The organism is Alteribacter lacisalsi, assembly GCF_003226345.1.
Taxonomy (GTDB): domain Bacteria; phylum Bacillota; class Bacilli; order Bacillales; family Salisediminibacteriaceae; genus Alteribacter; species Alteribacter lacisalsi.
In genome coordinates this window covers 213,411-238,240 of sequence record NZ_PDOF01000002.1, presented here as the reverse complement: position 1 = coordinate 238,240, position 24,830 = coordinate 213,411, and the positions used below count along the sequence as shown (strand labels likewise).

23 protein-coding genes and 2 riboswitches are annotated in these 24,830 nt (G+C 52.9%); of the genes, 7 read left to right on the top strand and 16 right to left on the bottom strand.

What is annotated here, in order from left to right; all coding sequences use genetic code 11:
• Positions 1-17 precede the first annotated feature (17 nt).
• The 7 genes from CR205_RS12585 to CR205_RS12555 all read right to left on the bottom strand — a co-directional run bounded on the left by CR205_RS12585 (position 18) and on the right by CR205_RS12555 (position 10,690).
• A complete protein-coding gene (locus tag CR205_RS12585; protein WP_110520335.1) occupies positions 18-1,091 on the bottom strand; it encodes a hypothetical protein in 1,074 nt (357 codons plus the stop codon).
• Between the two features lie 15 nt (positions 1,092-1,106).
• Positions 1,107-2,081, bottom strand: a complete 975-nt coding sequence (locus CR205_RS12580; protein ID WP_110520333.1) for a hypothetical protein — start codon at positions 2,079-2,081, stop codon at positions 1,107-1,109.
• A 168-nt stretch (positions 2,082-2,249) separates the two neighbouring features.
• Positions 2,250-3,563 (bottom strand): NCS2 family permease, encoded by a 1,314-nt coding sequence (locus CR205_RS12575; RefSeq protein ID WP_110520331.1) that lies wholly within the window; start codon positions 3,561-3,563, stop codon positions 2,250-2,252.
• Between the two features lie 191 nt (positions 3,564-3,754).
• Positions 3,755-3,856, bottom strand: a riboswitch (purine riboswitch).
• Between the two features lie 310 nt (positions 3,857-4,166).
• Positions 4,167-5,705: a glutamine-hydrolyzing GMP synthase gene (guaA, locus tag CR205_RS12570; protein ID WP_110520329.1), complete on the bottom strand. Its 1,539-nt coding sequence runs from the start codon at positions 5,703-5,705 to the stop codon at positions 4,167-4,169.
• 297 nt (positions 5,706-6,002) lie between these two features.
• Positions 6,003-6,104: riboswitch (purine riboswitch) on the bottom strand.
• Positions 6,105-6,190: 86 nt separating this feature from the next.
• Positions 6,191-8,473, bottom strand: coding sequence for a DUF4129 domain-containing transglutaminase family protein (locus tag CR205_RS12565; protein WP_110520327.1), 2,283 nt, complete (start codon positions 8,471-8,473; stop codon positions 6,191-6,193).
• Positions 8,457-9,716, bottom strand: a complete 1,260-nt coding sequence (locus CR205_RS12560) for a DUF58 domain-containing protein (protein WP_110520325.1) — start codon at positions 9,714-9,716, stop codon at positions 8,457-8,459. Before CR205_RS12560 ends, CR205_RS12565 begins: the two co-directional genes overlap by 17 nt.
• Positions 9,716-10,690 carry an AAA family ATPase gene (locus tag CR205_RS12555; protein WP_110520323.1) on the bottom strand — a complete coding sequence of 325 codons (975 nt, stop codon included), beginning with the start codon at positions 10,688-10,690 and terminating at the stop codon, positions 9,716-9,718. Before CR205_RS12555 ends, CR205_RS12560 begins: the two co-directional genes overlap by 1 nt.
• A 491-nt stretch (positions 10,691-11,181) precedes the next feature.
• Between CR205_RS12555 and CR205_RS12550 the strand changes: the two genes are divergently transcribed.
• Positions 11,182-11,679 (top strand): SRPBCC family protein, encoded by a 498-nt coding sequence (locus CR205_RS12550; protein WP_110520321.1) that lies wholly within the window; start codon positions 11,182-11,184, stop codon positions 11,677-11,679.
• A 41-nt stretch (positions 11,680-11,720) separates the two neighbouring features.
• Here CR205_RS12550 and CR205_RS12545 read toward each other — a convergent pair whose 3' ends face one another.
• On the bottom strand, positions 11,721-12,458 hold the full coding sequence (locus CR205_RS12545; RefSeq protein WP_110520319.1) for a sulfite exporter TauE/SafE family protein: 738 nt from the start codon (positions 12,456-12,458) through the stop codon (positions 11,721-11,723).
• A gap of 162 nt (positions 12,459-12,620) precedes the next feature.
• Here CR205_RS12545 and CR205_RS12540 point away from each other — a divergent pair, with 162 nt between their 5' ends.
• Positions 12,621-13,160 carry a hypothetical protein gene (locus tag CR205_RS12540; RefSeq protein ID WP_110520317.1) on the top strand — a complete coding sequence of 180 codons (540 nt, stop codon included), beginning with the start codon at positions 12,621-12,623 and terminating at the stop codon, positions 13,158-13,160.
• Positions 13,161-13,219: 59 nt separating this feature from the next.
• On the opposite strand, the gene CR205_RS12535 is transcribed toward CR205_RS12540, so the two are convergent.
• From CR205_RS12535 to CR205_RS12525, 3 genes are all read right to left on the bottom strand, one after another.
• Entirely contained in the window at positions 13,220-13,516 is a 297-nt protein-coding gene (locus CR205_RS12535; RefSeq protein WP_110520315.1) for a hypothetical protein, read from the bottom strand.
• 109 nt (positions 13,517-13,625) lie between these two features.
• Entirely contained in the window at positions 13,626-14,585 is a 960-nt protein-coding gene (locus CR205_RS12530; RefSeq protein ID WP_110520943.1) for a calcium/sodium antiporter, read from the bottom strand.
• Between the two features lie 159 nt (positions 14,586-14,744).
• Entirely contained in the window at positions 14,745-15,386 is a 642-nt protein-coding gene (locus CR205_RS12525; RefSeq protein WP_110520313.1) for a nitroreductase family protein, read from the bottom strand.
• A 180-nt stretch (positions 15,387-15,566) separates the two neighbouring features.
• Between CR205_RS12525 and CR205_RS12520 the strand changes: the two genes are divergently transcribed.
• Genes CR205_RS12520 through CR205_RS12505 form a run of 4 tightly spaced genes read left to right on the top strand, consistent with a single transcriptional unit; the run spans position 15,567 to position 18,013 of the window.
• Positions 15,567-16,364 (top strand): fumarylacetoacetate hydrolase family protein, encoded by a 798-nt coding sequence (locus CR205_RS12520; RefSeq protein WP_110520311.1) that lies wholly within the window; start codon positions 15,567-15,569, stop codon positions 16,362-16,364.
• Positions 16,364-17,128, top strand: a complete 765-nt coding sequence (locus tag CR205_RS12515; protein ID WP_110520309.1) for a fumarylacetoacetate hydrolase family protein — start codon at positions 16,364-16,366, stop codon at positions 17,126-17,128. The genes CR205_RS12520 and CR205_RS12515 overlap by 1 nt, the downstream gene beginning before the upstream one ends.
• Positions 17,118-17,621, top strand: coding sequence for a nucleoside deaminase (locus CR205_RS12510; protein ID WP_110520307.1), 504 nt, complete (start codon positions 17,118-17,120; stop codon positions 17,619-17,621). The genes CR205_RS12515 and CR205_RS12510 overlap by 11 nt, the downstream gene beginning before the upstream one ends.
• 2 nt (positions 17,622-17,623) lie before the next feature.
• Positions 17,624-18,013, top strand: coding sequence for a 5-carboxymethyl-2-hydroxymuconate Delta-isomerase (locus CR205_RS12505; RefSeq protein WP_110520305.1), 390 nt, complete (start codon positions 17,624-17,626; stop codon positions 18,011-18,013).
• Between the two features lie 47 nt (positions 18,014-18,060).
• Here CR205_RS12505 and CR205_RS12500 read toward each other — a convergent pair whose 3' ends face one another.
• From CR205_RS12500 to hpaI, 5 genes are all read right to left on the bottom strand, one after another.
• A complete protein-coding gene (locus CR205_RS12500; RefSeq protein ID WP_110520303.1) occupies positions 18,061-18,525 on the bottom strand; it encodes a flavin reductase family protein in 465 nt (154 codons plus the stop codon).
• Between the two features lie 13 nt (positions 18,526-18,538).
• Positions 18,539-19,531, bottom strand: a complete 993-nt coding sequence (hpaD, locus tag CR205_RS12495; protein ID WP_110520301.1) for a 3,4-dihydroxyphenylacetate 2,3-dioxygenase — start codon at positions 19,529-19,531, stop codon at positions 18,539-18,541.
• 17 nt (positions 19,532-19,548) lie between these two features.
• The gene (gene hpaB / locus CR205_RS12490; protein WP_110520300.1) at positions 19,549-21,024 is read right to left on the bottom strand and encodes a 4-hydroxyphenylacetate 3-monooxygenase, oxygenase component; all 1,476 of its coding nucleotides are present in this window, start codon (positions 21,022-21,024) and stop codon (positions 19,549-19,551) included.
• Between the two features lie 255 nt (positions 21,025-21,279).
• Positions 21,280-22,788 (bottom strand): 5-carboxymethyl-2-hydroxymuconate semialdehyde dehydrogenase, encoded by a 1,509-nt coding sequence (hpaE, locus tag CR205_RS12485; protein ID WP_201745391.1) that lies wholly within the window; start codon positions 22,786-22,788, stop codon positions 21,280-21,282.
• A gap of 39 nt (positions 22,789-22,827) precedes the next feature.
• Entirely contained in the window at positions 22,828-23,751 is a 924-nt protein-coding gene (gene hpaI / locus CR205_RS12480) for a 2,4-dihydroxyhept-2-ene-1,7-dioic acid aldolase (protein WP_110520298.1), read from the bottom strand.
• A gap of 152 nt (positions 23,752-23,903) precedes the next feature.
• On the opposite strand from hpaI, the gene CR205_RS12475 reads away from it, so the two are divergent.
• The gene (locus CR205_RS12475) at positions 23,904-24,785 is read left to right on the top strand and encodes a LysR family transcriptional regulator (protein ID WP_110520296.1); all 882 of its coding nucleotides are present in this window, start codon (positions 23,904-23,906) and stop codon (positions 24,783-24,785) included.
• The last annotated feature ends 45 nt before the right edge of the window (positions 24,786-24,830 follow it).

The window sequence follows — 24,830 nt, the reverse complement described above, 5'->3', positions numbered from 1 at the left end:
TGGTTCAAGGACAGACTTTATTGAAACTCACCTGTAAGATAAAAATACAGCGCGTCCTCCGCTTCAAAGTGAATATGGTGCGAGCCGTTGATGGAAAGCTCCAGCTCGTATTTTTCCCCTTCTGAAACGGTAATGGTTTCCGAAGCGGCAAGTTCGTCATGGCCAGTCGTAATCGTAAGCTCCACGCTATTCTGATTATCGGTGCTGGTAACTGCGATCACAAGCCTCGCCTCACTGCGGTTCCCGCTCGTGTCGATCGCCATTTCACCGCCCAGCTGCCTGTCCACAAATTCCACCTCAAAGCCCCCCCCGATGTCCTCGCCTTCAAACGTAATCGACTCACGTTCGGTCACGTTGGACATACGGTCATGGTCAAAATCCACTCCTGCAATGGATTCTTCCGTTGAAGCAAGACCAAGCTCAATGACCCCATTTTGTCTGTCGTAATGAACCGGTGTCTGGGCAACGGAATACATCACCCGTTCCGGGATAAACAGCTGTCCGTTATACTCCAGAAAATCGAAGATATAGTCTTCGTTTTCAGGTGTCCAGTAGTCTTCCTTGTCAAAGCTCCAGAACTGGTTTACCTCAAGAACCTCGGATTCATGCTCAGGATGAACCGTTTCGTGCGTGTACTGGCTCTCACCTTCAAAGACCTCGGCAAGACGATTGTCCGCATCATAGCGGATATCCAGATCCAGAAGCTCTGCTGTGATCTCATGGGCAAAAAACAGCGTCTGCTCGTATTCCACAACACGGTGGACATCCGGGTCATAGCCGTCAGGTGTGTCAAGGTTCAGTGTGAATTCATTCACATCCAGTTCCCTGAGCGCCAGGCCTTCCCGCTCGTCCTCGTCTTCCCCGCTGTCCTCCGAATCCGGATCACCCTCTTCGACAGCGTCCTCTTCAGCGGCGTCATCCGCATCCCCGTCAGCGTTCTCCTCGTTCTCTGCCTCTGTGTCACTCTCTTCCGTATTTTCTTCAGGCGGGTCCGTTTCCTCTGTGCCGCCTGTATCTTCATCTCCGATTGTTATGCATCCTGCAAGAACGACACTCAGCGCCGCTGCACTGATACCGATTTTTTTATTCATGTTCTTTTCCTCCTATTATGTCGTTCCAACGCTCATTTTTTCCGTCTTCTGTTTCTCTTTCTTGTCCCTGCTCACAAGCTCTCTGAATTTTGAAGAAGCCCCGTGCATTTTCTTACCAAGATCCATCTGCAGTTCCTGATCCTGAATTTCAGCGTGATAGGCCCGGATCATCATCGCCGTAGCCACCGGATCGGCAAAAGCCTTCCTTACTGCGGTGGCAAAGAAAAAGGCGAAAATAACAGGGAGTATGTTCAACACGGCCAGGTTGCCCTGGAATGTGATCAGAGCCGAAATCGCAAGTGCGGTCAGAAAGAACGTTCCCCACCACATGACAGCATTGATAATGACAATCAGAACCGCTGTTTTCATGACCCCTTTCCACGACTGGCCGTAGTAAACAACCCCGTCAGCGGCATTGCGCCAGACGCTTTTCTGATTGTTTTCCTTCATAATGGTATAGCTGAGGACCGCTTCATCCACGTATTTGACAGCCGTACCGAGAATACGGGACACAATGCCGAACAGCGCTTTCGCCTGTGGAATAAAGCTGAGGAAGTCGGCTGTCTTCATGAACCACCGCTGGATCTGCCGAACAGACCCGTCGACGAGGCGGTTTACCACAAAGAACACGCTCGTCCTGCCGAACGTTTCCACCACTTTGTCCTTGCCGTAACCGATCTGACTTTTTCCTTCAGGGATCGTTCCCTTCGTAATCAGCTCCGTCATCACATAAATGTGACCGGCTTTAACGAGGTAAATCACGTACCGCTCCAGCCACCTCATGATGCCGTAGCCGCCAAAGAGCGCTGCCAGCATGAGAATGAAGATGGTTACGTAAGAGCCGTCCCCCATGGAGGTGAACATACGCAAGCCCACAAACGACATAAGTGCCACATACACGAGCGAACCGGCGGCAAACGCCATATAAATCCCAATCCGCAAAAAAATAAACGGTGCTGTTTTCTTTAAGAGTTCTATTGCAGAAATCAACCGATTTTCTCCTCTCTACTGACACAAAAATAACAACATTTTCAGTTTAGCAGAAAAGAAGTGGGTCTTTTGCACTCTTTTTCCTTATTTTGTATATAAAACCTTCCTTATCCAATACCAAAAAACCGCTCCAGCACAGGGCTGAAGCGGTTTACTGACGGTAATCTATTATTCTCCCAGATAGACAAAGTAAATGATAAACACAAAGAACATCACGTACATAATCGGGTGAACCTCGCGCCAGCGGCCTTTTGCCACCATCGTAATCGGGTACATAATGAACCCGAGGGCGATCCCTGTCGCAATACTGAACGTAAGCGGCATGGCAATAACCGTCAGGAACGCCGGTACGGCAATCTCAAACCGTTTCCAGTCGATGTTGGCAAGTGCTCCCGCCATCAGGATCCCGACAATAATCAGCGCCGGTGCAGTTACTTCGTTCGTGACGACCACGAGCAGCGGTGAAAAGAACAGGGCAAGCGTGAACAGTCCCGCTGTCACGAGTGACGCAAACCCGGTCCGGGCACCGGCCGCAATTCCGGAGCTCGATTCAATGTAGGCAGTCGTCGTTGACGTACCAAGTACCGCCCCGATGGACGTTGCCGAAGAGTCGGCAAGCAGGGCACGCCCTGCACGAGGCAGACGGTTGTTTTTCACGTAGCCCGCCTGGTTCGCCACCGCGTAAAGGGTACCGGCTGTATCGAAAAAGTCCACAAACAAGAAAGTCAGGATAACGATCATCAGCTGAATCGTAAAGATTTCTGCAAGCGCCATTTCCCCAAACGGCGAGAATGCCGCACCAAATGTCGGCGCCAGGCTCGGGACGGAGCTTACAATTGCGCCAGGTGTCTGAATGACACCGAAGATGATACCAACAACAGCGGTAATGATCATTCCATAGAAGATCCCGCCCTTAAGCCCGATCGCCATGAGGATAACCGTAATCATAACACCGAACACAGCAAGCAGCGTACCCGGGTTTGTGAGGTCGCCAATCTGCACGAGCGTCGCTTCCGACATGACCACAATTTCAGCGTTTTTCAAACCGATAAAGGCGATGAAAAGCCCAATTCCGGCAGCGGCCGCATACTTCAGCTCCGCCGGAATGGCGTTGATAATCGTCTCACGGATCCCCGTAATCGAAATCAGAAACAGCAGAATACCGGAGACAAACACCCCGAGGAGCGCCGTTTCCCAAGGGATCCCGAGGCCAAGCACAACGGAGAACGTGAAGAACGCGTTCAGTCCCATACCCGGCGCGAGTGCGATCGGATATTTTGCCACAAGACCCATAATGAGCGTCCCGATGGCCGCCGCGAGGGCTGTCGCCACGTACACCGCTTCCGTGTCCATGCCTGTCGGCTCAAGAACGTTCGGGTTTACAAAAAGAATATACGCCATCGCTAGGAACGTGGTGAGTCCCCCAAGTGTCTCCCGGCGGTAATTTGTACCTAATTCGTCAAACTGAAAATAACCTTTCATCCTGTAACCTCTCCCCTTTGTCCGTATGATCTCTGTGAATGCAAAAAGGGCCTTCCGATTCTGGTTGCGGAAGGCCCTGGTAAGTTCTCTGTAATTACGTACGACGGTTCTCATGGGAAAAGGAATCTGACTGGAGCAATGCGCCGGCCGTGTTAACGCAGGCACTATTCTCCTTGCTGAAGATTCTTTCCCGAGCGAAGCCGGTCGTTCGTAGTCAGGTCATTTACGGTAACCTGGTAGAGACTCACGGGCCTTATTCCCGTTATTATACGAACTTGATGTATTGTCTTGGCTGTACGTTGATAGTGTAGCAAATTGTCGAATGAGGCGCAATAGAGAATGCGAATAAATGTATGGTAATAATTAATAATGTTCGGGTTTTACCGAATTCCCTATCCCATGCTGCGAAATCGCCCCACAATGCAATTTTCCGGAATTGTCCGGTCATTTTCGGAATCATTCACTCATTATCCGGAATCCGCCTGAAATTTTCCGGAAACCACCCATTTTACTGGAATCGAGCCTCCTTAAAACAAAAAAAGACCGTCCCCACCAGGGGGACGGCCTCACCACGCTCACACCAATCTCCATCCGATCCAAAACCTACTCCCACTCAATCGTGGAAGGCGGCTTGCTCGTAATGTCATACACAACGCGGTTCACGTTCGCCACTTCATTGACGATCCGCGTGGAGATCCGCTCCAGCACGTCGTACGGAATCCGCGCCCAGTCAGACGTCATCCCGTCGATCGACGTGACCGCACGCACGCCGACTGTGTAGTCATACGTCCGCTCGTCACCCATCACCCCGACACTGCGCATGTCCGGAAGCGCCGTGAAATACTGCCAGATCTCACGCTCAAGCCCCGCATTTTTAATCTCTTCACGGAGAATCGCATCGGACTCCCGCACAATCTCAAGCTTCTCGTCCGTAATTTCACCAAGCACGCGGATCCCGAGACCCGGTCCCGGGAACGGCTGGCGCCATACGACCTCATCAGGCAGGCCGAGCTCCGAGCCCACTTCGCGCACCTCATCCTTAAACAGCGTGTTCAGAGGCTCAATCAGATCAAACTTCATGTCCTCCGGCAGACCGCCCACATTGTGATGGGACTTGATCGTTTGCGCAGTGTCCGTACCGCTCTCGATAATATCCGTGTAAAGCGTGCCCTGCGCAAGGAAATCCATATCCTTCAGCTTGCCCGCTTCCTCTTCAAACACGTAGATAAACTCGTTGCCGATCACCTTCCGCTTCTCTTCCGGATCGCTCACACCCTGAAGCTTCCCGAGGAAACGGTCCTGGGCATCGATCTTCACCACTTTCATATCAAAGCCTTCCGAGAACGTCTTCATCACGCTCTCCGCCTCACCTTTACGGAGAAGACCGTGATCGATGAACATACACGTCAGCTGTTCGCCGATCGCCTTATGAATAAGCGCTGCCACAACAGAAGAATCCACACCGCCGCTAAGCGCACACAGCACCTGGCGGTCACCGACAGCGTCGCGCACCTTCTGCACTTCCATGTCAATGAAGTTTTCCATCGTCCAGTTGCCTTCGCACTCGCAGATGTTATACACGAAATTCTTGAGAAGCTCGTTCCCGTATTCCGTATTGCGCACCTCAGGGTGGAACTGCACACCGTAGAAATTCCGGCTCACATCACTCATCCCCGCAACCGGGCACGACACGTTCGTCGCATCAACCGTAAAGCCCGCAGGAGGCGCAAGCACCTTGTCACCGTGGCTCATCCACACGCTCTGCTCGGCAGGCAGACCTTCATACAGCTTGTTCTCGTTCTCCACTGTAATCATCGCCTTACCGTACTCACGGCGGTTCGCCGCCTCCACCTTGCCCTCAAAGTGGTGCGTCATCAGCTGCATGCCATAGCAAATCCCGAGAATCGGAATCCCAAGCTCAAAAATCTCCGGATCACAGCTCGGCGCGCCCTCAACGTACGCACTCCCCGGGCCACCGGAAAAAATAATTCCCGTCGGATTAATCTCACGCAGCTCCTCCGCCGTTGTTTTATAGGAACGAAGCTCACTGAACACACCAAGATCACGAATCCTGCGCGTAATCAGCTGATTGTACTGCCCCCCGAAATCAAGAACGATAATCTTCTCATTAATCTCCTGCATCATTCATCCACCTTTACCATGAATTTTCCCGACACACACTCACCTTAGTATGGACGGCCGCCCCCTCTTTCTTGCAAAAAAACAAGACGGCGATTTTACGGAACACTGTATAAAGAAAACCCAAGATCGCCGCATCACCTTTTCCCGGCAGCAGACCCCGGTTTGTCTTTACCCTATAGAACCTCTTTTCACGCACCAGCCGCCATCATCAAAGGATTCCCTCAGAACCTGCGTATACAAAAAAGCCGGAACTCCCCCTTTGCCATCAATAAAGACAGAAAGGCAGAATTCCGGCTTCCCCAGAAATTCTGCCTTCATAGTCAGGTCGTTATCGGCAACCCGGTAGAGACTCTCAGGCCCTATTCCTGAGGATATACGAAGGATTCGTGTTGTATCAACAATGATGATTCCGGCTATTGCCGGGCGGTTTTTCCGTGCGTTTTAACGGATTCATTTTAACAGTCAACCTGCACCCGGTCAAGAGGTCACATCTTTAAAGATTTCACCAGTTCTTCCCATGACGCTTTATCCTCGCGCCAGTTCCGCTCTGTTTCACGGCCCCCGTACGTCATTTTTTCATAACGCTCGGTCAGCCGTCCCATCGCCATCGTGCCTGTGATGTGGTCCACCCTTCTCGCGTATTCCCTGAGCGTCTCCCCTTCTGCACGGGGGATTCCCTCGTTGTCCAGGAGCCACAGCGCCCGGTGATAGGCGCTTGCGAACCTGGCATCACTGCCGAACAGCTTGTAGTGAAGCAGGAAGTAGCGGTTTAGGATCCGATGTTTCTTTTCGTACATAATCATGACAAGCACAAGAGCCACGATCGAGATCAAGATCGGTTTCGGCGCGAGCCAGTCAGCGGCTGAAAGGCCGCTGCCTGTTCCGCCTCCGCCTGCACCTGTGCCGCCTTCGTCAAGGCCGCTATCGTCAGGAGAGGCCCCTTCTTCCTCAAGCGGCATGTCCGGACGTTCCGGCTCGGAAGGGTCCTGGTCATCGTCGATGCTGATGTCTGCATCATCAATGTCCTGTGTGAATTCCACGTTGCTGCTGAAGCCCTGCGTCGGCTCAAACGGCACCCAGCCTGTTTCCGGGAAGTAAACTTCCACCCACGAGTGGGCGTTGCCGTTTGTGACTTCGTATCGCTCTACGCCGTCTTCGAGCACCTCTACAGATTCACCATCGGTAAAGCCTTTTACCCAGCGGGTCGGCACGTCAACCGCACGCAGAAGTACCGCCATCGATGTGGAAAAGTTATCGCAGTAGCCGATTCTGGTTTCAAACAGGAACTGATCCACGTAATCTTCGTCCTCCCCCGGCACCGGAATGCCGGAGGTGGAGTATTCAAAGTCATTCTGCCTGAAGTAAGATTCCACAGCGGTCGCCATTTCGTAGCGGTTTTCCGCGTCTTCAGTAATCTCTTCAGCCAGTTCCAAAACCCGCTCCGGCAGCTCGTCCGGAAGCTGAAGGAACCGTTCGGTAATAAATGCCGGATCCTGCGGCTCCTCAAGTTCCAGCGACGGAATATCAAATTCCGGATAGGCATAGGACAATTCGTATTCAAGCAGCCGCGTGTCCGGCTGCTCCGCTGCGGTCCGGGAGGTCACTTCCCCGCCGATTACATCAGTGTAAAACTGCGGCGCCGCCTCTCCCTGATCCCCATCAGCCGTAAACACGAGCGCATCCGTGTTTACAGAAGTCAGCTGTCCGGGATAAAAGAGGTTCGAAAAGCCGGCCCCTTCCACCATTTCAAGCGAAGCTGTGTGAGAGGTGGTTTCCACTTCACCGCTGTACATCTGGTAGCTAATCTCGCTTCCGTATACCGATTCCGATTCGCGGTAATCGGGCTCCGACACCCAGCCGTGGCCGGTATATTCGTTTTTCGATTCGCCGCGCCAGTAGCCCGGCTGATCGGTCTCCGCATAAAAGACCGGATTCTCATCCTGCACGAAGCCGCCGCCGAGGCGTTCGTCATTATCGCCGTAGCCGACCCGGCGGATGCCGCCACCGGATCCGGAGCCTTCACCGGTGATCCAGCGCTCAAAAGTCGGAACCGGATCCGACCACTGAGGCCCCATTTTCGGTGCAGCGTAGCCGACCGTCGTGGCCGCAAGAATCATGAACACGAGAGAGTACAGCCATGCTGTCGACATGTACGAGGCGGACCGGCGCCCAATCTTTCTTTCTTTTGCCTGAACAGTGAGCATATGCAGCAGACTCACAAGGAAGAAGCCGATCACGATTATACGCACGATCGCCATGCTCGCATCCACCGGTGTGAACGTATCAAGCACCGTCACGTACACCACCGTCGCAAACAGGAAGAAAAAGATCCGCTTAATATGAAAAATCCAGAAATAAACGAGATAAGCAACGAGCCCGAGCAGAAGGAGCACGAGCAGGGTCCGGAACGGATCGGTGAGCATTTCCAGATTCCACGAGCCAATCAGTCCGAGGTTGTACCAGAGGTCCTGGAAAAAGAACCGTACAAATTCGCCCCCGCCGTCCCGGGCAAGAAAGTTCCCCGCTCCAAAAACAAGATGCAATGCGTAAAGACTTCCAATGAAGAGAAGCGGAAGCAATGCGTAGAGAGGAAGCTTCAGAAAGATCAGCAGAAAGCTGAACAGGGCAAACAGCACAAAAATCTCCATGTCCCCTGTGTTCGAGATTGTCGGAATCGGCCGGAGCCACTCCCAGACGAGCAGAAACCCGAGGGCATACACGAGAAAGTGAACAAACGTATGCTTGGTGTCTTTAGCTGATCGTTTCATAGCGGTCACCCTTAAATGTAGTCATAGCGTGATCGATGCTGCCGTCTGAAATCAGGTACGCGTCAGCTCCCTGGCGCTTCAGCTCCGCAAAGCGCTGTTTTTCCCAGTGATCCTGCTCACGGGAGGTGATCATCAGGCACACGTACACCCGGATTCGTCTTGTGAGGAGAATTTTTACCCGGTCCAGAAACGCATCGGTAATCTCTGTGGTGACAAGAATAAGCGATACCCCTGCCGGAATCTGATCTTCTGATTCCTTAAGGCGGGCTTCAAAGCCTCCGGTCGTATCAGCCTTTAACGTGGCCAGATGGTGGATAAGCCGGCGCTGCTGGTCGCTTCCCGCATCAAGGGGAAAGCGCTTCGCTTCTTTTCCCATCGTCCACAGTCCGTACTGAAGCTGCCGGCCATGGGCGTACATGATAATCGAGGTCACCAGTTCAATCGCTTTTTCAAACGATTCCAGCGTGTCATGTTCGAAGTCACGGACGCGCTCATTTAACGCGATCAGAAAGTTCTGGCCGATGTATTCCTCAAATTCCTTGGTCATAAGCTTGTTCGCCCGGGCTGACACTTTCCAGTCGATGCTCGTCAGCTTGTCCCCAGGCACATATTCACGGGAGCCTGCAACCGACGTGACATCCTCCACAAAATCGGATGCACTCAGGCGGGTCTCCGTATCGTGACGTTCATAGGCGGACCACCGCTCGATCGGGTGATAGGACGGGTATACAAGCAGGGAATCCGGCGCTGCCACCGTTTTCGTTTTCGTGTATAACCCGAACATATCGGACGTTTCCAGATGAATACCGTGAAACGCATACTCCCCGCGCTTGACGGCTGGAATCGCATACTGGAAGCTCAGCTCTTTTTTCATTGTGGGGTAAAAAATAATCTCCGGACTCATATCGAGCTGCTTTCGAAGTCCCGGTTCCATATCGTCACGGACGATCAGATACAGAAAAGGAAACGGCCACTTCCGGCGGATCGTCACAGTCACTGTCAGTTTCGAACCGGCCGCCACGGCACTTTTCCCTGCTTCTCTCCTCACTTCAAAAGTCCCGAGAGGAACAGCCAGGTACAGAAGCATCAGGACGATAATTGCTGAAACAGTATAGAAAAGAAACCACGGTACAAATCCGCCCTGAAACATGGCATAGCTGAACGTGCCTGCGATAATGGCAATCATGGCCAGTACTTTCAAAACCTTCGCGGCGGCCTGTAACATTTTCTTAAGGCGTGTCATTATTTAAGAGCTTCCTTTTTTACCGGTACGGTTACCTGCTCCACGATGTCCTTAATGACTCTTTCGTTCGTCAGATTCGACAGCTTCGCATCTGAATTCAGAAGAACCCGGTGACCAAGTGCATACGGAGCCAGGAACTTCACATCATCCGGCACAACGTAATCTCGCCCCTGCATGTAGGCATAGGCCTGGCCGGCTTTCATCAGGGCAATCGATGCACGCGGGCTGGCACCAAGATAAACCGCATGGTGCTTTCTCGTATTCGTTACAAGATTGATAATGTAGGTTTTCACGGTCTCATCCACATACACATCAAGCACTTCCTCCTGCATATTCAGGAGTTCATCAAGAGAAAGCACCTCTTTAAGGTCCTCGATCGGATGGCGCTTTTCCACCCGGTTCAGCACTTCCAGCTCTTCTCTTTTCGACGGGTAGCCGATTTTAAATTTGAAAAGAAAGCGGTCGAGCTGCGCTTCCGGTAGCGGATACGTGCCGCCGTACTCGATCGGATTCTGGGTGGCCATTACAAAAAACGGCCGCTTCAGCTCACGGGTCTCCCCGTCTGTTGTGACGCTGCCTTCTTCAAGGGCTTCAAGCAGGGCTGCCTGAGTTTTCGGCGAGGTCCGGTTAATCTCATCGGCCAGAACAATATTGGACATAATCGGCCCCTTACGGAACACAAAGTCCATCGTCTGCTGGTTAAACACACTTACTCCGGTCACATCCGATGGAAGCAGATCCGGTGTGAACTGAATCCGTTTAAAATCAGCACCGAGTGATTTGGCGATCGCACGGACCATCATCGTCTTCCCCACACCTGGCACGTCTTCGAGCAGCACGTGTCCCCCGCTCAGCATCGCAATCAGGCTGAGCTCGATTTCGCTTCGTTTTCCGACAACCACTTTCTCCACGTTACTGATAATCTTTTCAGCAAATGGCTGTGTGACCGTTGATTCGGGTCTGCGTTTTTCCATTGGTGTCTGCCTCCTGGTTTCAAGTCTATTAAGAAGCGCCTGTCATGCCGGCGCAAGCTGTTCCAATATTCACGAAATTCACCTTGCAAACATACAAATCTATGACTATCATATCATGCCTTTACACAAATATCGTCCGTCATGCCCTGATTTTCCAGTAATTTTGCAATCGAGGAACGAGGTGGCAAAACCGCTGGAGCATGATGATGTGAAGGTTTGAGAGCGGGTTCAGATATAGGACTTATGGGGGGATCGTGTTGTTAGCTGGGCTGCAAACGGGATGAAGTTTGGCGATTACATAAACCTGAGGGGAATTGCGTAATTTTGAAGGGGCATTACACAATCCTGAGCATAATTGCATAATCCTGCTGACCCTCACCTCATCCCGGATTACGCGAGGAGCCGGAGTATATTCTACGTTTGACTTGCTGAAAATAAAAGGAAACAACGGTCAGGAAAAGTAAGGCACTATTTTCAGAGGAGTTTACGCTATGGAAACATCTTCAGTCATCACTTTAACAATGAAAAGACAATTCGATGCTTCTCCTGAACGGGTCTTTGATGCCTGGCTGGACCCGGACATGATGCGCAAGTGGTTATTTACCATTGAAGGCACCAATAAAGTGGCCGCGAATGACCCGCGACCCGGCGGCACGTGGGAAATCATCGACCACCGGAACGGGAAGGATTACCGCGCCATCGGGGAGTACCTCAGGATCGACAGACCGGATATGATCGTGTTCACGTTCAAAATGCCGCAGTTCAGTGAATCCGAGGATACAATTACCGTAGCATTCACGGGGGATACAAAACGATGCGAAATGTCTTTTACTCAGGAAATCATAGTTCCTCACGGCCGCACCTGGACGGAAGAGGAGATTGAAAAAGCACTTTCGGACCATTACGACCAAACGGAGCACGGCTGGACCCTCATGTTCACAGGACTGAAAGAGCTGGCTGAGACAGGGAAAATCACCTTTCAAAGGTAAACACGGATCAGAAAAAAAGACACTCATAAGGGTGTCTTTTTTTATCCAAGCACAATCAGATTGATGCCTGCAATCAGAACGAGCACCATGGCAAAGGTGCGGATCCGCTCATTCGAGAGCTTTTCAAACCACTTGAGCCCGAGGCCGGTTCCGATGAGCGTAGCAAGGATGCCTGCAGCCACGTAGTAGGTGAACGAAGCATCAAAATCGCCCCCCGCTCCGTGGAGCACGAGGGAAAAAATACAGGTGACTACAACCACAGCCTGCATGTTGGCGTTGTATTTAAATTTGTCTTTGTAAAGCATCAGAAAATAGAATACGAAAAACGGCCCGCCGACAGCAAACACACCCCCGATAAAACCGCCTGCTGTGCCAAGTCCAATCGTGAGGGCAGGGCCGGGTCTGGCATCAGGCTTTGTTTTCCGTCTGCTGCTGATGAACATATAGGTGACCATAGCGATCAGGAACAGGCCGAGCCAGAGACGCATCACATCAAGGTCACCGTAACTGGTGAGCACAAAAAAGGCTGCCACCCGTCCGGCGAGTGCGGCAGCGCCGATTCCGGCGAGTGCTTTCAGTTCCACGTGACGCCATGTCCGGACGAGCACGCTCAAAGACGCCGCCAGAAGAAGCACCATGACGAGGAGCGCGCTTTCTTTTACCGTAAAAAGAAAGGGCAGAAAGCCCATCACAACAAGTCCGAGTCCGAAGCCGCTTACGCCCTGGACGAAGCCCCCGACGAGGACAATCGCAAATAAAAAGAGGATTTCGAGGATCATATGTATTTCCTTTCCTGCTGTTTGTCTGTCTATGAGTCTACTATAAAGAAGGCCAACTTGTCCGCAGAAAGCCTTTCGCAATAATTGGAATTGTTTACCTTCCATCACTGGTTATGGTACCTTTGTAGCAGTAGATTTGATGGGGGAGTTGAGGACACAGCAATGACAATTATTATTGGCTTATTGGAGATTTTGTTCTGGGTGGTGGCGTTTGCGGCTGTTGTTACAGGACTCACGCTGATCTTTATGCGGTTTATGAAAACCGGCGGAGCCTTTGCGGCGTCACTTTCCACCGTGACCATTGCTTTTGGCCTGGTTCACGTGTGGACCCAGCATACAACATTTGATAAGGCATTTTCAGATCAGCTCGAGGACTTGGAAAACTTCAGGAACATGACGGTCGAACAGAACTTTTATGACGAAGATGGCAGTTATCAGGGCCGGGCGAGGCTGACACTTGAGGATGAGAACGTCATGCACCAGGTGCTCGATGATTTCGAAGGGCTGCGGCTTAGAAGCGGGAACTGCCACGATGATCGTGAATATTATGTACATATAAGTACCCGCTTAAACTCCACTTCCTTTTTTGCAGGGGAATCCTGTGTGGGCATGAGTCATGTGCGCGACTCCGGTCGAGATCATCTCCAGACACTTGATGACATGGGTGCCGATGAGTCGCTCGAGTGGGAATATGACGATTAAAAACAATACACATGAAAAAGCCGCCCTCCCTTTTCGGGAGGGCGGTTCTGCGTTTTCCGTTACAGTCCCCGCTTCATATGGTGATGAGGCGGATGTTCCTGACGGGCAAGAGGATCCGCTTTGCGTAAATTCTCGCCCGGATCGGTTTTGTGTTTTTGGCCAATGTCCTTTTCCACATCCACTGTAACGACGAAGTTCCCCTGCTCAAAGTAGCGGGTGTAGTGCTTCGCCTCCTCGTCATCCTGCGAAATAATCTTTATATCATTCTCTTTATAGCCTTTATCGCGGAGAAGTTCCCCGAATACATCGTCTTTCTGATCCATCGAGTCCATTACTGCGACAACTGGTCGCGCCATAATCGTACACCTCCATGTAGTGTCACTATACGGTTCACGATACCCTCTGCGGGTTTTTTCAAACCTTTTCCCAGTCCCTCTCTCTGGATACCATTCATAAGCAGACTCTTCAGTTCCGGAAAATAATAAAAATCAGGTAGGCAAGATAAATCACCGAAAGAATAGACCCTTCGTACTTTCCGACAGCATAATTTGTCCTAGAGAAAATAAGCAGCACGACCGTCATCACCGTCATGACAATCACGTCAAAAATAAGACGGGGATCCACCTGAAGCGGCAGGATGAGAGCAGAAAGGCCGATAACAAAAAAAGTATTAAAAATGTTGCTTCCAATAATATTCCCTATGGCAATTTCACTTTTTCCCTTCAGGGCCGCAGCAATACACGTGGCGAATTCCGGAAGGGCCGTACCGATCGCCACAATCGTCAGGCCGGCAAGCGTCTCACTGATGCCGAAACGATAAGCGATTTCCAGCGCATTTCTCACTACCAGCTCCCCGCCGAAAATGATCGCAGCAAGCCCTCCCGCAGTCAGGAGAATCTGCTTTGTCCAGCCGGAGGCAGACGTATCATTTGGCGGCGGCCCGTAGGACTGATCCCGGTTATGGCGGGCCGCTTCAAGAATGTAATACATAAACACCACAAAAAACAGGAGCAGCGTGATGCCTTCACCTCTTGATATAAACGTCTCCACTGCCCCTTCAAGATACGGATCGCTGATAAAAATAAGCAGTGCCACTGAAGCGAGCAGAGCGAATGGAATTTCCTTGCGGATAGTGTCATTTTTGACTGTAATCGGCGCAATTACCGCCGTCAGACCGACGACCATCGTCACGTTAATCAAATTGCTTCCAACGACGTTACCAACCGCCACGTCTGCGCTTCCCTTTAGTGCCGCCACAATACTCACCGTAGCTTCAGGGGCACCTGTACCGAACGCCATGATCGTAAGGCCGATCACAAGGGGGGAAACTTTCAGCAGCACAGCAATATTGGACGCCCCGTCCACAAAATAGCCGGCGCCTTTAATCAGCAGAAGAAAGCCTGCCACAATCAGAATATAGCTCAGCATAGTCTCAACTCACTTCTTACACGCGGGATTTTACTCTAGGGTTCCCCATTGGTCTCACAGGTTATCCCGCCATCCATTCCGCCCGGACCCCCGATCTCCTCCGCGCGCAATAGAAAAAACCGGCCCCCCTCGGGAACCGGCTCTCACAAACATTCTTTAAAAACTATTCTTCACAACCACTTTATCAAGCTCATACCGTGCGGACTGATGCGCAGGCTTGGCAGCTTTTCCAACCGTCAGAAGCATGACCGGCACATACCGGTCCGGTACGTTAAACTGCTCCATGAGCTTGCCGCGCTGAAAGCCGCCCATCGGGCACGTGTCGTATCCAAGCGCTTTTGCTGCAAGCATCAGGTTCATTGAAGCAAGGGACGCATTCAGAACCGCTTCGTCACGAGGGAATGGTGTGTCTCCCTCGTACGCTTTGTTAATCTGGCCTACAAGGGTGTCGCGGATCTGCTCGGTCATAAAACCGTTGTCCACGGCGCCCTGGTAGACGTCCGCTGCATTTTCATTCGCATTTAGATCGCCAAGAACGGCGATGACGGCCGAGCTGTCCACTACCTGCTGCTGGTTATAAGCGATCGGAAGCAGTTCTTTCTTTTTTGCCTCATCGTCAATGACGAGAAACTTCCAGTGCTGAAGGTTCCATGAGGACGGCGCTTTTGTTGCCGCTTCAAGGATCGCATTCAGGTCTTCCTCGGGCATCTCTGCCCCCGGGTCATATTTACGCACCGAGTGGCGCTCGTTAATCGTCTGAAACAGACCAAGATCTTCCGGATGTGCTGTCATTGCCATAAATGCCGACTCTCCTCTGTACTGTATATTCTGCCACGCGAAGCCCTGGCCCCGCGCCTCGTTCACTATTACCTACAGTTTTAGAGTATAACAACTTTCGCCAATAGTCACAAAAGGTGCGCACTGGCAAATCATGTTACAATAAAAGCGTGAACATTCAGATAAAAAGGAGTGTCAGCGATGCAGAAAGTAAGAGTCAGGCTCGCCGGCCGGGAAACAGCCCTCGAGGCGTCCGTTGATTCGACCGGCGCAAGTCTCATGTACCAAGGCATACAGCGAAACGCAGAAGAACTGCAGTACGACACGGTCGTCTCCGGCACCGTGTACGGCACACTGCTCAATTTCAAAGGCGCACTTGCCCGGATGGGTGAAGCCGTCTACCAGGATCCGTACAAAAAGCCGCCTCAGGCACCGGTGCTCTACATAAAACCGCGCAACACGCTTACGAGCCACAGCCAGCCCGTCCCTCTGCCCGAAGGCATCGACACGCTCCAGGCAGGCCCGACCCTCGGGATTGTGATCGGCCGCACCGCTTCCAGGGTCAAAAAAGAAGAAGCGCTCGACTATGTTCTCGGCTACACTGTCGCCAACGATGTGACCGCCCCCCACGACAGCGTATTCCGTCCGGCAGTCAAACACCGATCCCGGGACGGTTTTTGTCCAATCGGTCCGTGGATCGTGGAAAAAGAGTCCCTCGAGTCACCCGATGACCTGACGATCCGCTGCTGGGTCAACGGCCGTCTCGTACAGGAAAACACGACGAAAAACCTTGTCAGAAACGTGTCCCAGCTCATTACGGACGTGACCGAATTCATGACTCTGAACCAGGGCGACACCCTTCTCGTCGGCGTTGCCGAGGATCCTCCTCTCGTCAAAGCTGGCGACAAGGTGCGCATCCACGTGGAAAGCGTCGGTTTTCTTGAAAACGCCGTCGTCCCTGAAGAAGAGCTCGTAAACGTGAAAGGAGGTCACCTCTGATGAAAAAAGCAAGAATCGTATACGCCGGCGCCATTCATGAAGCCACCGAAGCACCGGACGGCCGCCTCCTCCTTCAGGACGGCCGGGTCGTCGCAGAAGATGCCGTACAGTGGCTCACACCTGTTGAGCCCCGGACCGTGTTCGCTCTAGGTCTCAACTATGCCGACCACGCGAGCGAACTGGCATTCAACGCCCCCGAGGAACCGCTCGTGTTTCTAAAAGGACCAAACACATTCGTCGGGCACCGTGGTGAATCCGAGCGGCCTTACGGTGTCACCTTCATGCACTACGAATGCGAGCTCGCCGTCGTCATCGGGTGCACCGCCCGAAACGTGAAAAAAGAGGATGCCTACGATGTGGTCGCCGGGTACACAATCGCCAACGATTATGCATTTCGCGACCTGCTCGAAAACTATTACCGTCCGAATCTGCGCGTAAAAAACCGGGACTACTGCACCCCGCTAGGCCCCTGGTTTACGGACGCAGCCGACGTAGCGGACCCGATGAACCTGAAACTTCGCACGTACGTAAACGGCGAAGTCACCCAGGAAGGCACCACCGCCAACATGATCTTTGACATCCCCCACCTGATCGAGTACCTGAGCAGCTTCATGACGCTCGGGGAAGGGGATATCATCCTCACCGGCACACCGAAAGGCACCGTCAGCGTCGAGCCGGGTGATGAAGTGGTGACAGAAATCGAAGGACTCGGCCGCCTCACAAGCACGATTACCGGAAAGGCCGTGCCCGCAGGTGAAAAATAACGGCCGCCTCGATCACGAATATTTTATGACCGAAGCGCTCCAGGAAGCCAAAGAAGCGGGGCAGAGAGGCGACCTGCCAATCGGGGCCGTCATCGTCCATAACGGCCGCATCATCGCCCGGGGCAGCAATATGCGGAAAACGGCGGGCATCAAAATCAGCCACGCTGAAAACAACGCCATGCACAACTGCGCCCCGTATCTGATGAAGCACGCCTCTGAGTGCGTCATCTACACCACGCTCGAGCCGTGCATCATGTGCCTGACGACGCTCGTAATGGCCAACATCGACTCCATTGTCTTCGCCGCAGACGACAAATACATGAACATGAAGCCCTTTATCGATGCCAACTCCTACATAAGGGACCGCATCCATCAATACAAAGGTGGTGTGTGCCGCGGCGAATCCGAAGCCCTTCTGCGCAAATACTCCCCCTACGCAGCGGAGCTCGCCCTGAACGGCACCCACCCCCATCACAGAAAAGGAGGCGCCTGACCGTGCCGCACATAACCGTCGAATACACCGACAACCTGACACCTGAAGAATTCAACCCCAAAGCCCTTCTCGGGAAAATAAACAAGGTATTCACTGACAGGCCCGACGTCTACCCCATAGCAGGTGTACGCAGCCGTGCCATCGCCCTCACCGACTACCTGGTCGCAGACGGAGCCGGCGAAGAGGATGCCTTTGTTCACCTGACCGTGAAAATTGCCGCCGGCCGCTCCCAGGCAGTAAAGGAAGAAACGTGCGACGAGCTGTTCGAAGTTGTAAGCAGCTATCTATCCCCCGCCTTTGACCGGCGGGGGCTCGCCCTCAGCCTTGAGCTTTACGAGTTCGGTGAAGGCGGAACGTACAAGAAAAACAACATCCACCATCGTTACAAGTAGCGCAAAATAAAGAACCAGCCCTCCGTTGCGGAGGGCTGGTTCTTTTTCTATTCTGTCAGATTGTAGTATTTGCCTGAAAAATAGGCCAGTGGCTTTGTCTCGTCATCCACACGGATGTCACGCACTTTTCCCACATAAAGGGTGTGGTCCCCTTCAAGGTGGGTGTTGTGCACATCACACGTGATCGTGGCAACCGAACCGTGAAGTACCGGCATATTGTCGAACACGTCAAAATCGACGCTTTTGTCGTCTTTTTTCTGCCCGGCAAAATACATGCTCAGGTCGGCCTGTTTGTGGGCGAGAATCGAGACGGCGAAGCTCCCGGAGTCGTCCAGATACCCCTTCATCATCGCCCGGTTCGCCACACTGATGAGAATCAGTTTTGGATCGAGCGATACGCTCATAAAAGCGTTCGCTGTCATGCCGTGCACTTTATCCCCAACTTCTGTTGTCACCACCGTTACCCCAGTGGCGAATTTCCCCATCGCCCGTTTAAAAAGCTGATCGTCCATTCCTTTTCCCTCCTTAAATCACAAACGTCGGTTTGCGCTGTTTGAGTGTCGGCTCCCCGATTTCCATGACGGTTTCGTCCTCTTCGGCAAACAGATTCATCACTTCCGATGCTTCTTCAAACCAGCTGTCCGGTGCTGCGTGACCCCAGAACGTCTGGCGGCGCGGGTCGTTAATGTCCCATCTGACCGGCTTGAAGTCCGGGTCGCTCGTCAGGTAATCGCCATTATACAGCTCGATGCGGTGACCGTCCGGGTCACGGAGATAGAGGAAGAACGCATTGGAGAGTCCGTGGCGTCCCGGTCCCCGTTCGATATTCTGCGTGTAGCCCATGGACGCGAGTACGTCACAGGCATGAATCAGGCTCAGCTGATCGCTCAGCCAGAAGCCAGTGTGGTGAAGACGCGGCCCCTTGCCGTTCATAAACGCCACATCGTGAACGCTCGGTTTCCGGTGAAGCCACGCCGCCCAGATCCGCTCGTCTTCTGCGGCCGTGTATTCCGAGCAGGCAAACCCGAGCTCATCAATGTAAAAGTGATATGCTTTCTCCACGTCACGGACCATGCAGTTAAAATGATCGATCCGCTGGATGCGAGCGCCTTTGTACAGGTCATAGCGCTGAAGCATGCGCTCCACGGTATCCATTTCAGCATAAAACTCTACCGGCATGCCGGACGGATCCTGCGTTCTGAGAGTACGTCCAACCGCGTGCTGACTGCCTTTTTCCAGCCACTTCGTTTTCATGCCTTTGGCATTAAACAGTTCCTCCAGCCGGTCAAGATCCGAATCGCTCATCACCTTGTAGCTGATCACCTCCACACGAGGTTCACTGCTTTTTTTCAGGACGATCGAGTGGTGGTTGTGCTCCTCAAGCCCTCTGAGATAAAGCTCATCACCGCGGGTTTCCGTTTCGATCAACCCGAGGGCATCCACGTAGAATTTCCGTGAGCGGTCCAGGTCGGCTACGTGGAGCACTACCCGGCCCGTACGAATAATATTCGCTTCCATCTGCCGAACCTCCTTTCCTAAACGTTTAAAGCGCCAGGTTTCGTGGATTTTGTTTCTTTAAGAAAATCATAGACGTACTGCTTGTATTCGTCCTTTTCGTACTGATCGAAATAAGCCATGCCCATTTTGACCGGGTCGCCAAAAAAGTAGTATTCATAGTGCATCTGACGGCTGCCGAATGCACTCATCGTCATATCCCATGCGAGACGGAACAGCTGCACACGCTCGTAGCCTTCAAGATTTTTCCCCTGAAGACCCCGGTGAAGAATCGGTCCGATGTCCTCGTGATGGAAGTCCGCTTCGGTTGGAATGCCCATCATACCGGACGCCCCGAGCACCCGGAGGATTTCCACCATGCGAGGGTAGATGCGCGGATACCAGTTGCGGGCCGCATTGAGCGCTTCAAAATCCGGTGTCATTGTCCCGGAGGCGTCCGGCTTCGCGTTATGCTCGGCGCGGAACAGGTGGGATTTCATTGTTTCCAGTGCAAGCATCACTTCAGTTCCTTTGTCTTTCACGTGCTGGAACTGGTCGATGCCGATCGAATCCATCACGCTTAAAATCGTGCCGAGAAGGAACTCGGTTTTCACGATATTTTTCGCCACCACCTGGTGGGACATATGCACGACCGCGTTCGTTTCAAGGAACGTCCGGTTACAGATGCTTGAGTTGCCGCACACAAACACGCGCTCCCATGGGACAAACACGTTTTCAAAGCTGACGATCGCGTCTCCTTCTTCAAACTTGGAGCTGAGCGGGTGATCCCATTCGCTTTTGCCGTAGTCAAATGACTCCCGGCTGAGGAATTTGAGCCCAGGCGTGTTATTTGGAATCGCAAAGGCAACCGAGTACGGATCATCGTGCTCGCCCGACTTTTTAACGGTGGACGGAAACACGAGGATTTCATCCGTAATGCCGCCCTGGGTAGCGAGGAGGCGGATCCCGTCAACGATGATGCCGTCTTTCTTTTTTTCCACCAGGTGAAGCGCCACGTTGGCGTCCTTCTGCTCGTGCTGGGCTTTTGCCCGGTTCACCTGAGGGTGAATGAGCGTATGGGTCAGGCTGATGTCGTTCTCACGGGCGTACTCGTAGTACTTCGCCGCGTTGTCGGCAAACATCTGGTCGTCTTCGGCAAAGAGCTTATTGTTTACACCCATCGCCATGACTTCAGCGTTCAGGTAATCGGGCGAGCGCCCCATCATTCCGCCTGACGTACGGGCCCACTCCTGGATCGCTTCACGGCGGGCGATCAGGTCGTCGATCGTTTTCGGCTGCATGAACGTCATGCCGGCCTTTTCTCCGCTCGTCGGGGAGGTATAGAGCATTTTTTCCGGTTTTTCATGCTGGAGATCATAAAGGCGCGCCATTGATTTGACGACGTTTTTCAGTCCCGGATGCTCGGTCACGTCGCTCACTCGCTCGCCGTGCAGGTAGATGTTGTTGCTCGCCTGTTTGAGGCGGCTGATATATTCCTGTCCAGTCTTGGCTGGCATTTGGGTTCCTCCTTTGTGAATCTTCAAAGTTATTAAACAGCAGCCTTCGGCTCTATGATCCTCTTTTCTATTGCTCAAGAAGATCACAGCTACAATCAATTCCGCTGCAGGCGGACGTTTTCCGCAGGTCTTGGCCTCAGCCTCCTCGGGAAGATCACCCTGCGGGGTCTTCGCCTCTTGCTTTTCCCGCTGGAGTCGCCGCTTTCCGCTTCATTTTTCAAGTTCTTGCTGCTTTGACTTTATAGAATGAAACGGTTATGTCCGTTTTTCTTTTCCGAACTGCGGGATCGGGTGGTCGCCGAGGGCGACGTGGACGATCTGGATTTCGGTGTAAAATTCGAAGGCGTAGTAGCCGCCTTCGCGTCCGATGCCGCTGTGCTTGGAGCCGCCGAACGGGGTGCGCAGGTCCCTGACGTTCTGGGAGTTCACCCACATCATGCCGGCGTCGACTTTCTGGGCGACTCTGTGGCCGCGCTTCATGTCGTTCGTCCACACATAGCCCGCAAGACCGTAGCGGATGTCGTTCGCCATTTCAATCACTTGCGATTCGTCCTTAAACGGCATCACGCACATGACCGGTCCGAAAATCTCCTCCTGTGCGACTGTCATATCGTTGGTCACGTTCAAAAGCAGCGTCGGCGGGACGAAGTTGCCGTCCGCATGGGCTTCGTCCACATGGCCGCTCACCACCTGGGCGCCTTCGTCCTTGGCAATGCCGAGGTACCGTTTCACGTTTTCATAGTGCTCCGTATGAATGAGCGGGCCCACCTGGGTTTTGTCATCTAGCGGGTCGCCCACTCGGATGTTTTTCACCCGCTCCATGAGCTGCTCCACGAATGTATCGTAAATCGACTCGTGAACGAACAGGCGGGAGTTGGCCGTGCAGCGCTCTCCGTTAAAGGAGAAGATGCCCCATGTGACCGCGTCCATCGCCCGGTCGAGATCCGCATCGTCAAACACAATAATCGGGGATTTTCCTCCGAGCTCCATGGAAAAGCGCTTCAGGGGATCGGCGCCGTTTTTCATAATTTCTGAGCCGGTTTTCGTCTCGCCTGTAAAGGAAATGAGCGGCGCGTCCGGATGGGCCACGAGGGCGGCCCCGGCTGTTTCTCCGTAGCCGTGCACTACGTTGAACACCCCTTTTGGGAGGTCCGCTTTGTGGATTATTTCAGCGAGACGATTCGCCGTGAGCGGCGACCATTCGGCCGGCTTCAGGACGACGGTGTTTCCGGTGGCAAGTGCCGGGGCGATTTTCCACGTCTCGAGCATAAATGGCGCGTTCCATGGCGTTATCAGACCGGCCACACCGACCGGTTTGTGTACCGTATAGTTAAGAAAGTCATCGTCCACCTGGTACGCGTCTCCGGTCAGTCGCGTAGACACCATTTCCGCGTAAAAACGGAAGTTCTGCGCTGCCCGGGCAACCATCTTCTTCGTCTGATGAATCGGCAGTCCTGTATCAAGGGACTCAAGCGGGGCGATCTCGTCGATGTGCTCGTCAATCAGATCGGCGATCCGGTTGATATAGGCGAGGCGGTCCTTCAGCTTGAGGCTCCCCCATTCCCCTTTAAATGCGGCTCTGGCGGCACTGACCGCCATATCGATATCCGCTTTTTCACCGGAAGCGACCCGGTTGATCGGCTGGTTCGTAAACGGGTTTTTATTTTCAAACGTTTCATTGGAGCTGGCGGCCACAAACTCGCCGTTAATGTAAAGCAGGATATCGTCCAGCCGGGATTCGTGTGTAAGTTCGATCAGATTCAGGGTTTCTGTTGATTTTGTCACTCGAATGCCTCCTCTGTTTTAGCGTGAAATGACCTGGTCAGCTACGTCGGTGTACGTTTTCAGCACGTCGCGGATTTCGTTTTGCAGGGCTTCTGACGGAAGGTCCATCGGCATCCGGAGCACCGGTTCGATTTTACCCATCATGCCGAGCGCAGCTTTGAGGGGCGCCGGGTTCGTGTCCTTAAACAGCACATCGTTCAGCGGCATCAGTTCAAAGTGAAGATCCTGGGCACGCTTCACATCGCCCTCTTCCCATGCGTTGTAAATTTCCGCCACTTTCTCCGGCATCACGTTCGCTGTGGCGCTGATGTGGCCTGCACCGCCGATGGCCAGCATCGGATAGCAGAGCAGCTCAATTCCAGAATAAAGATTAAAATCACGTCCGCAGTTTAAAAGCACACGGTTGACGTGTTCAAAGTCCTTGTTGGATTCTTTGACCCCGATAATGTTCGGGCAGTCCTCCGCGAGACGGGCCAGCGTTTTAACGTCCAGATTCACAGCCGTACGTCCTGGAATGTTGTAGACGATCAGCGGAATGTCAACGCTTTCAGCAACAGCTTTAAAATGCTTATACAGGGCATGCTGGGACGGCTTGTTGTAGTAAGGCACGATTACAAGCGCCGCATCGGCCCCGATTTCCTGGGCTTTTTTCGTCAGATCGAGGGTTTCCTGATGATTCGTGGAGCCGGTGCCCGGGACGAACGGGACGCGGCCGTTCACTGATTTTGCAGCTGTTTCCATTACCGTGATCCGCTCCTGTACCGTAAGGGAACTCGGCTCTCCCGTTGTACCGGTTACAGAAACCGCATGGCTGCCGCTGTCCACGTGCCAGTCGATCAGTTCACCAAGCTTTTCAAGATCCATAGAATAGTCCTTTTTAAACGGGGTCACGATCGGGGCGATCGAGCCTCTCAGACGCTGCTTCGCTTCATCGTATCTCATGATTACATCCGCTCCTCTTTTTTAAAACATGATTGTCATTTTAATCCGAATTTTCACTCATTTTAAACGTACCATGTGCTACACTATATGAGAAATATTGATTTGATATAGAAACGATATGTTTTCGATATAGATGGAAGGAGACGGGACTTGTGGATGTGAAGCAGCTCAAATACTTCTATACGATCGCCGAGGAAGGCCAGATCACTCGGGCGGCCAAACGCCTGCATATGGCTCAGCCGCCTCTTTCCCAGCAGCTGAAACAGCTCGAAGCGGAGCTCGATGTGCAGCTGTTCGAGCGGCACGGCCGGACGATGACACTGACGCAAGCCGGTGCGTTTCTGTTTGAAAAAGCCGAGCGGATCCTGCTTGAAATGGAGGAAATCCGTGATGAGGTGAAGGAACGTGACGAAGGGCTTAAGGGCAGGCTGGCAGTCGGCACGGTCAAATCGTGTTTCTCCATGCTTCCCGGACGTCTCGGACGTTTTCGTGAGTCGTATCCAGGTGTCACGTTTCTCCTTAGGGACGGGGATTCGTTTCAGATAGGAGAATTGGTGAAAAATCGCCAGGTCGAAGTGGGCATTGTGAGGCTCCCTCTTCCCATGAAGGAATTTGATCACGTACAGCTGGCGGACGAAGCGTACGTCGGCGTATTTCACCGGGATCAGGTGCCGGAGCAGACTCCTGAGGGCGGGGTGAGAATGGAACAGTTTAAGGGGGTCCCGCTTCTTTTGCTTCACCGGATCAGCGGAGCCGGTCAGTACGAAATGATTCTCGAGGAGTGCCGAAAGCACGGCTTCGAGCCGTCGGTGATCTGCGAGTGTCCGGACGTGACGATGCTGCTTTCCCTCGTGGCAAAGGGCGTCGGCGCCACAATAGTCCCTGTCTCCACCCTGGACTCGTTTCACCCTCCGGAGCTTACCGCCGTTCCGATTACCGATGCCCACGTGCGGGCCAAGTCAGCTGTGATCTGGCTCAAGCAGCGCCACCTGTCAAAGCAGGCGAGAAGGTTTGTGGAGGAGTTTGACACGTAATTCTCTCACTTGTATCCTGCTTATCTGACCTGTAGGATGGGACAT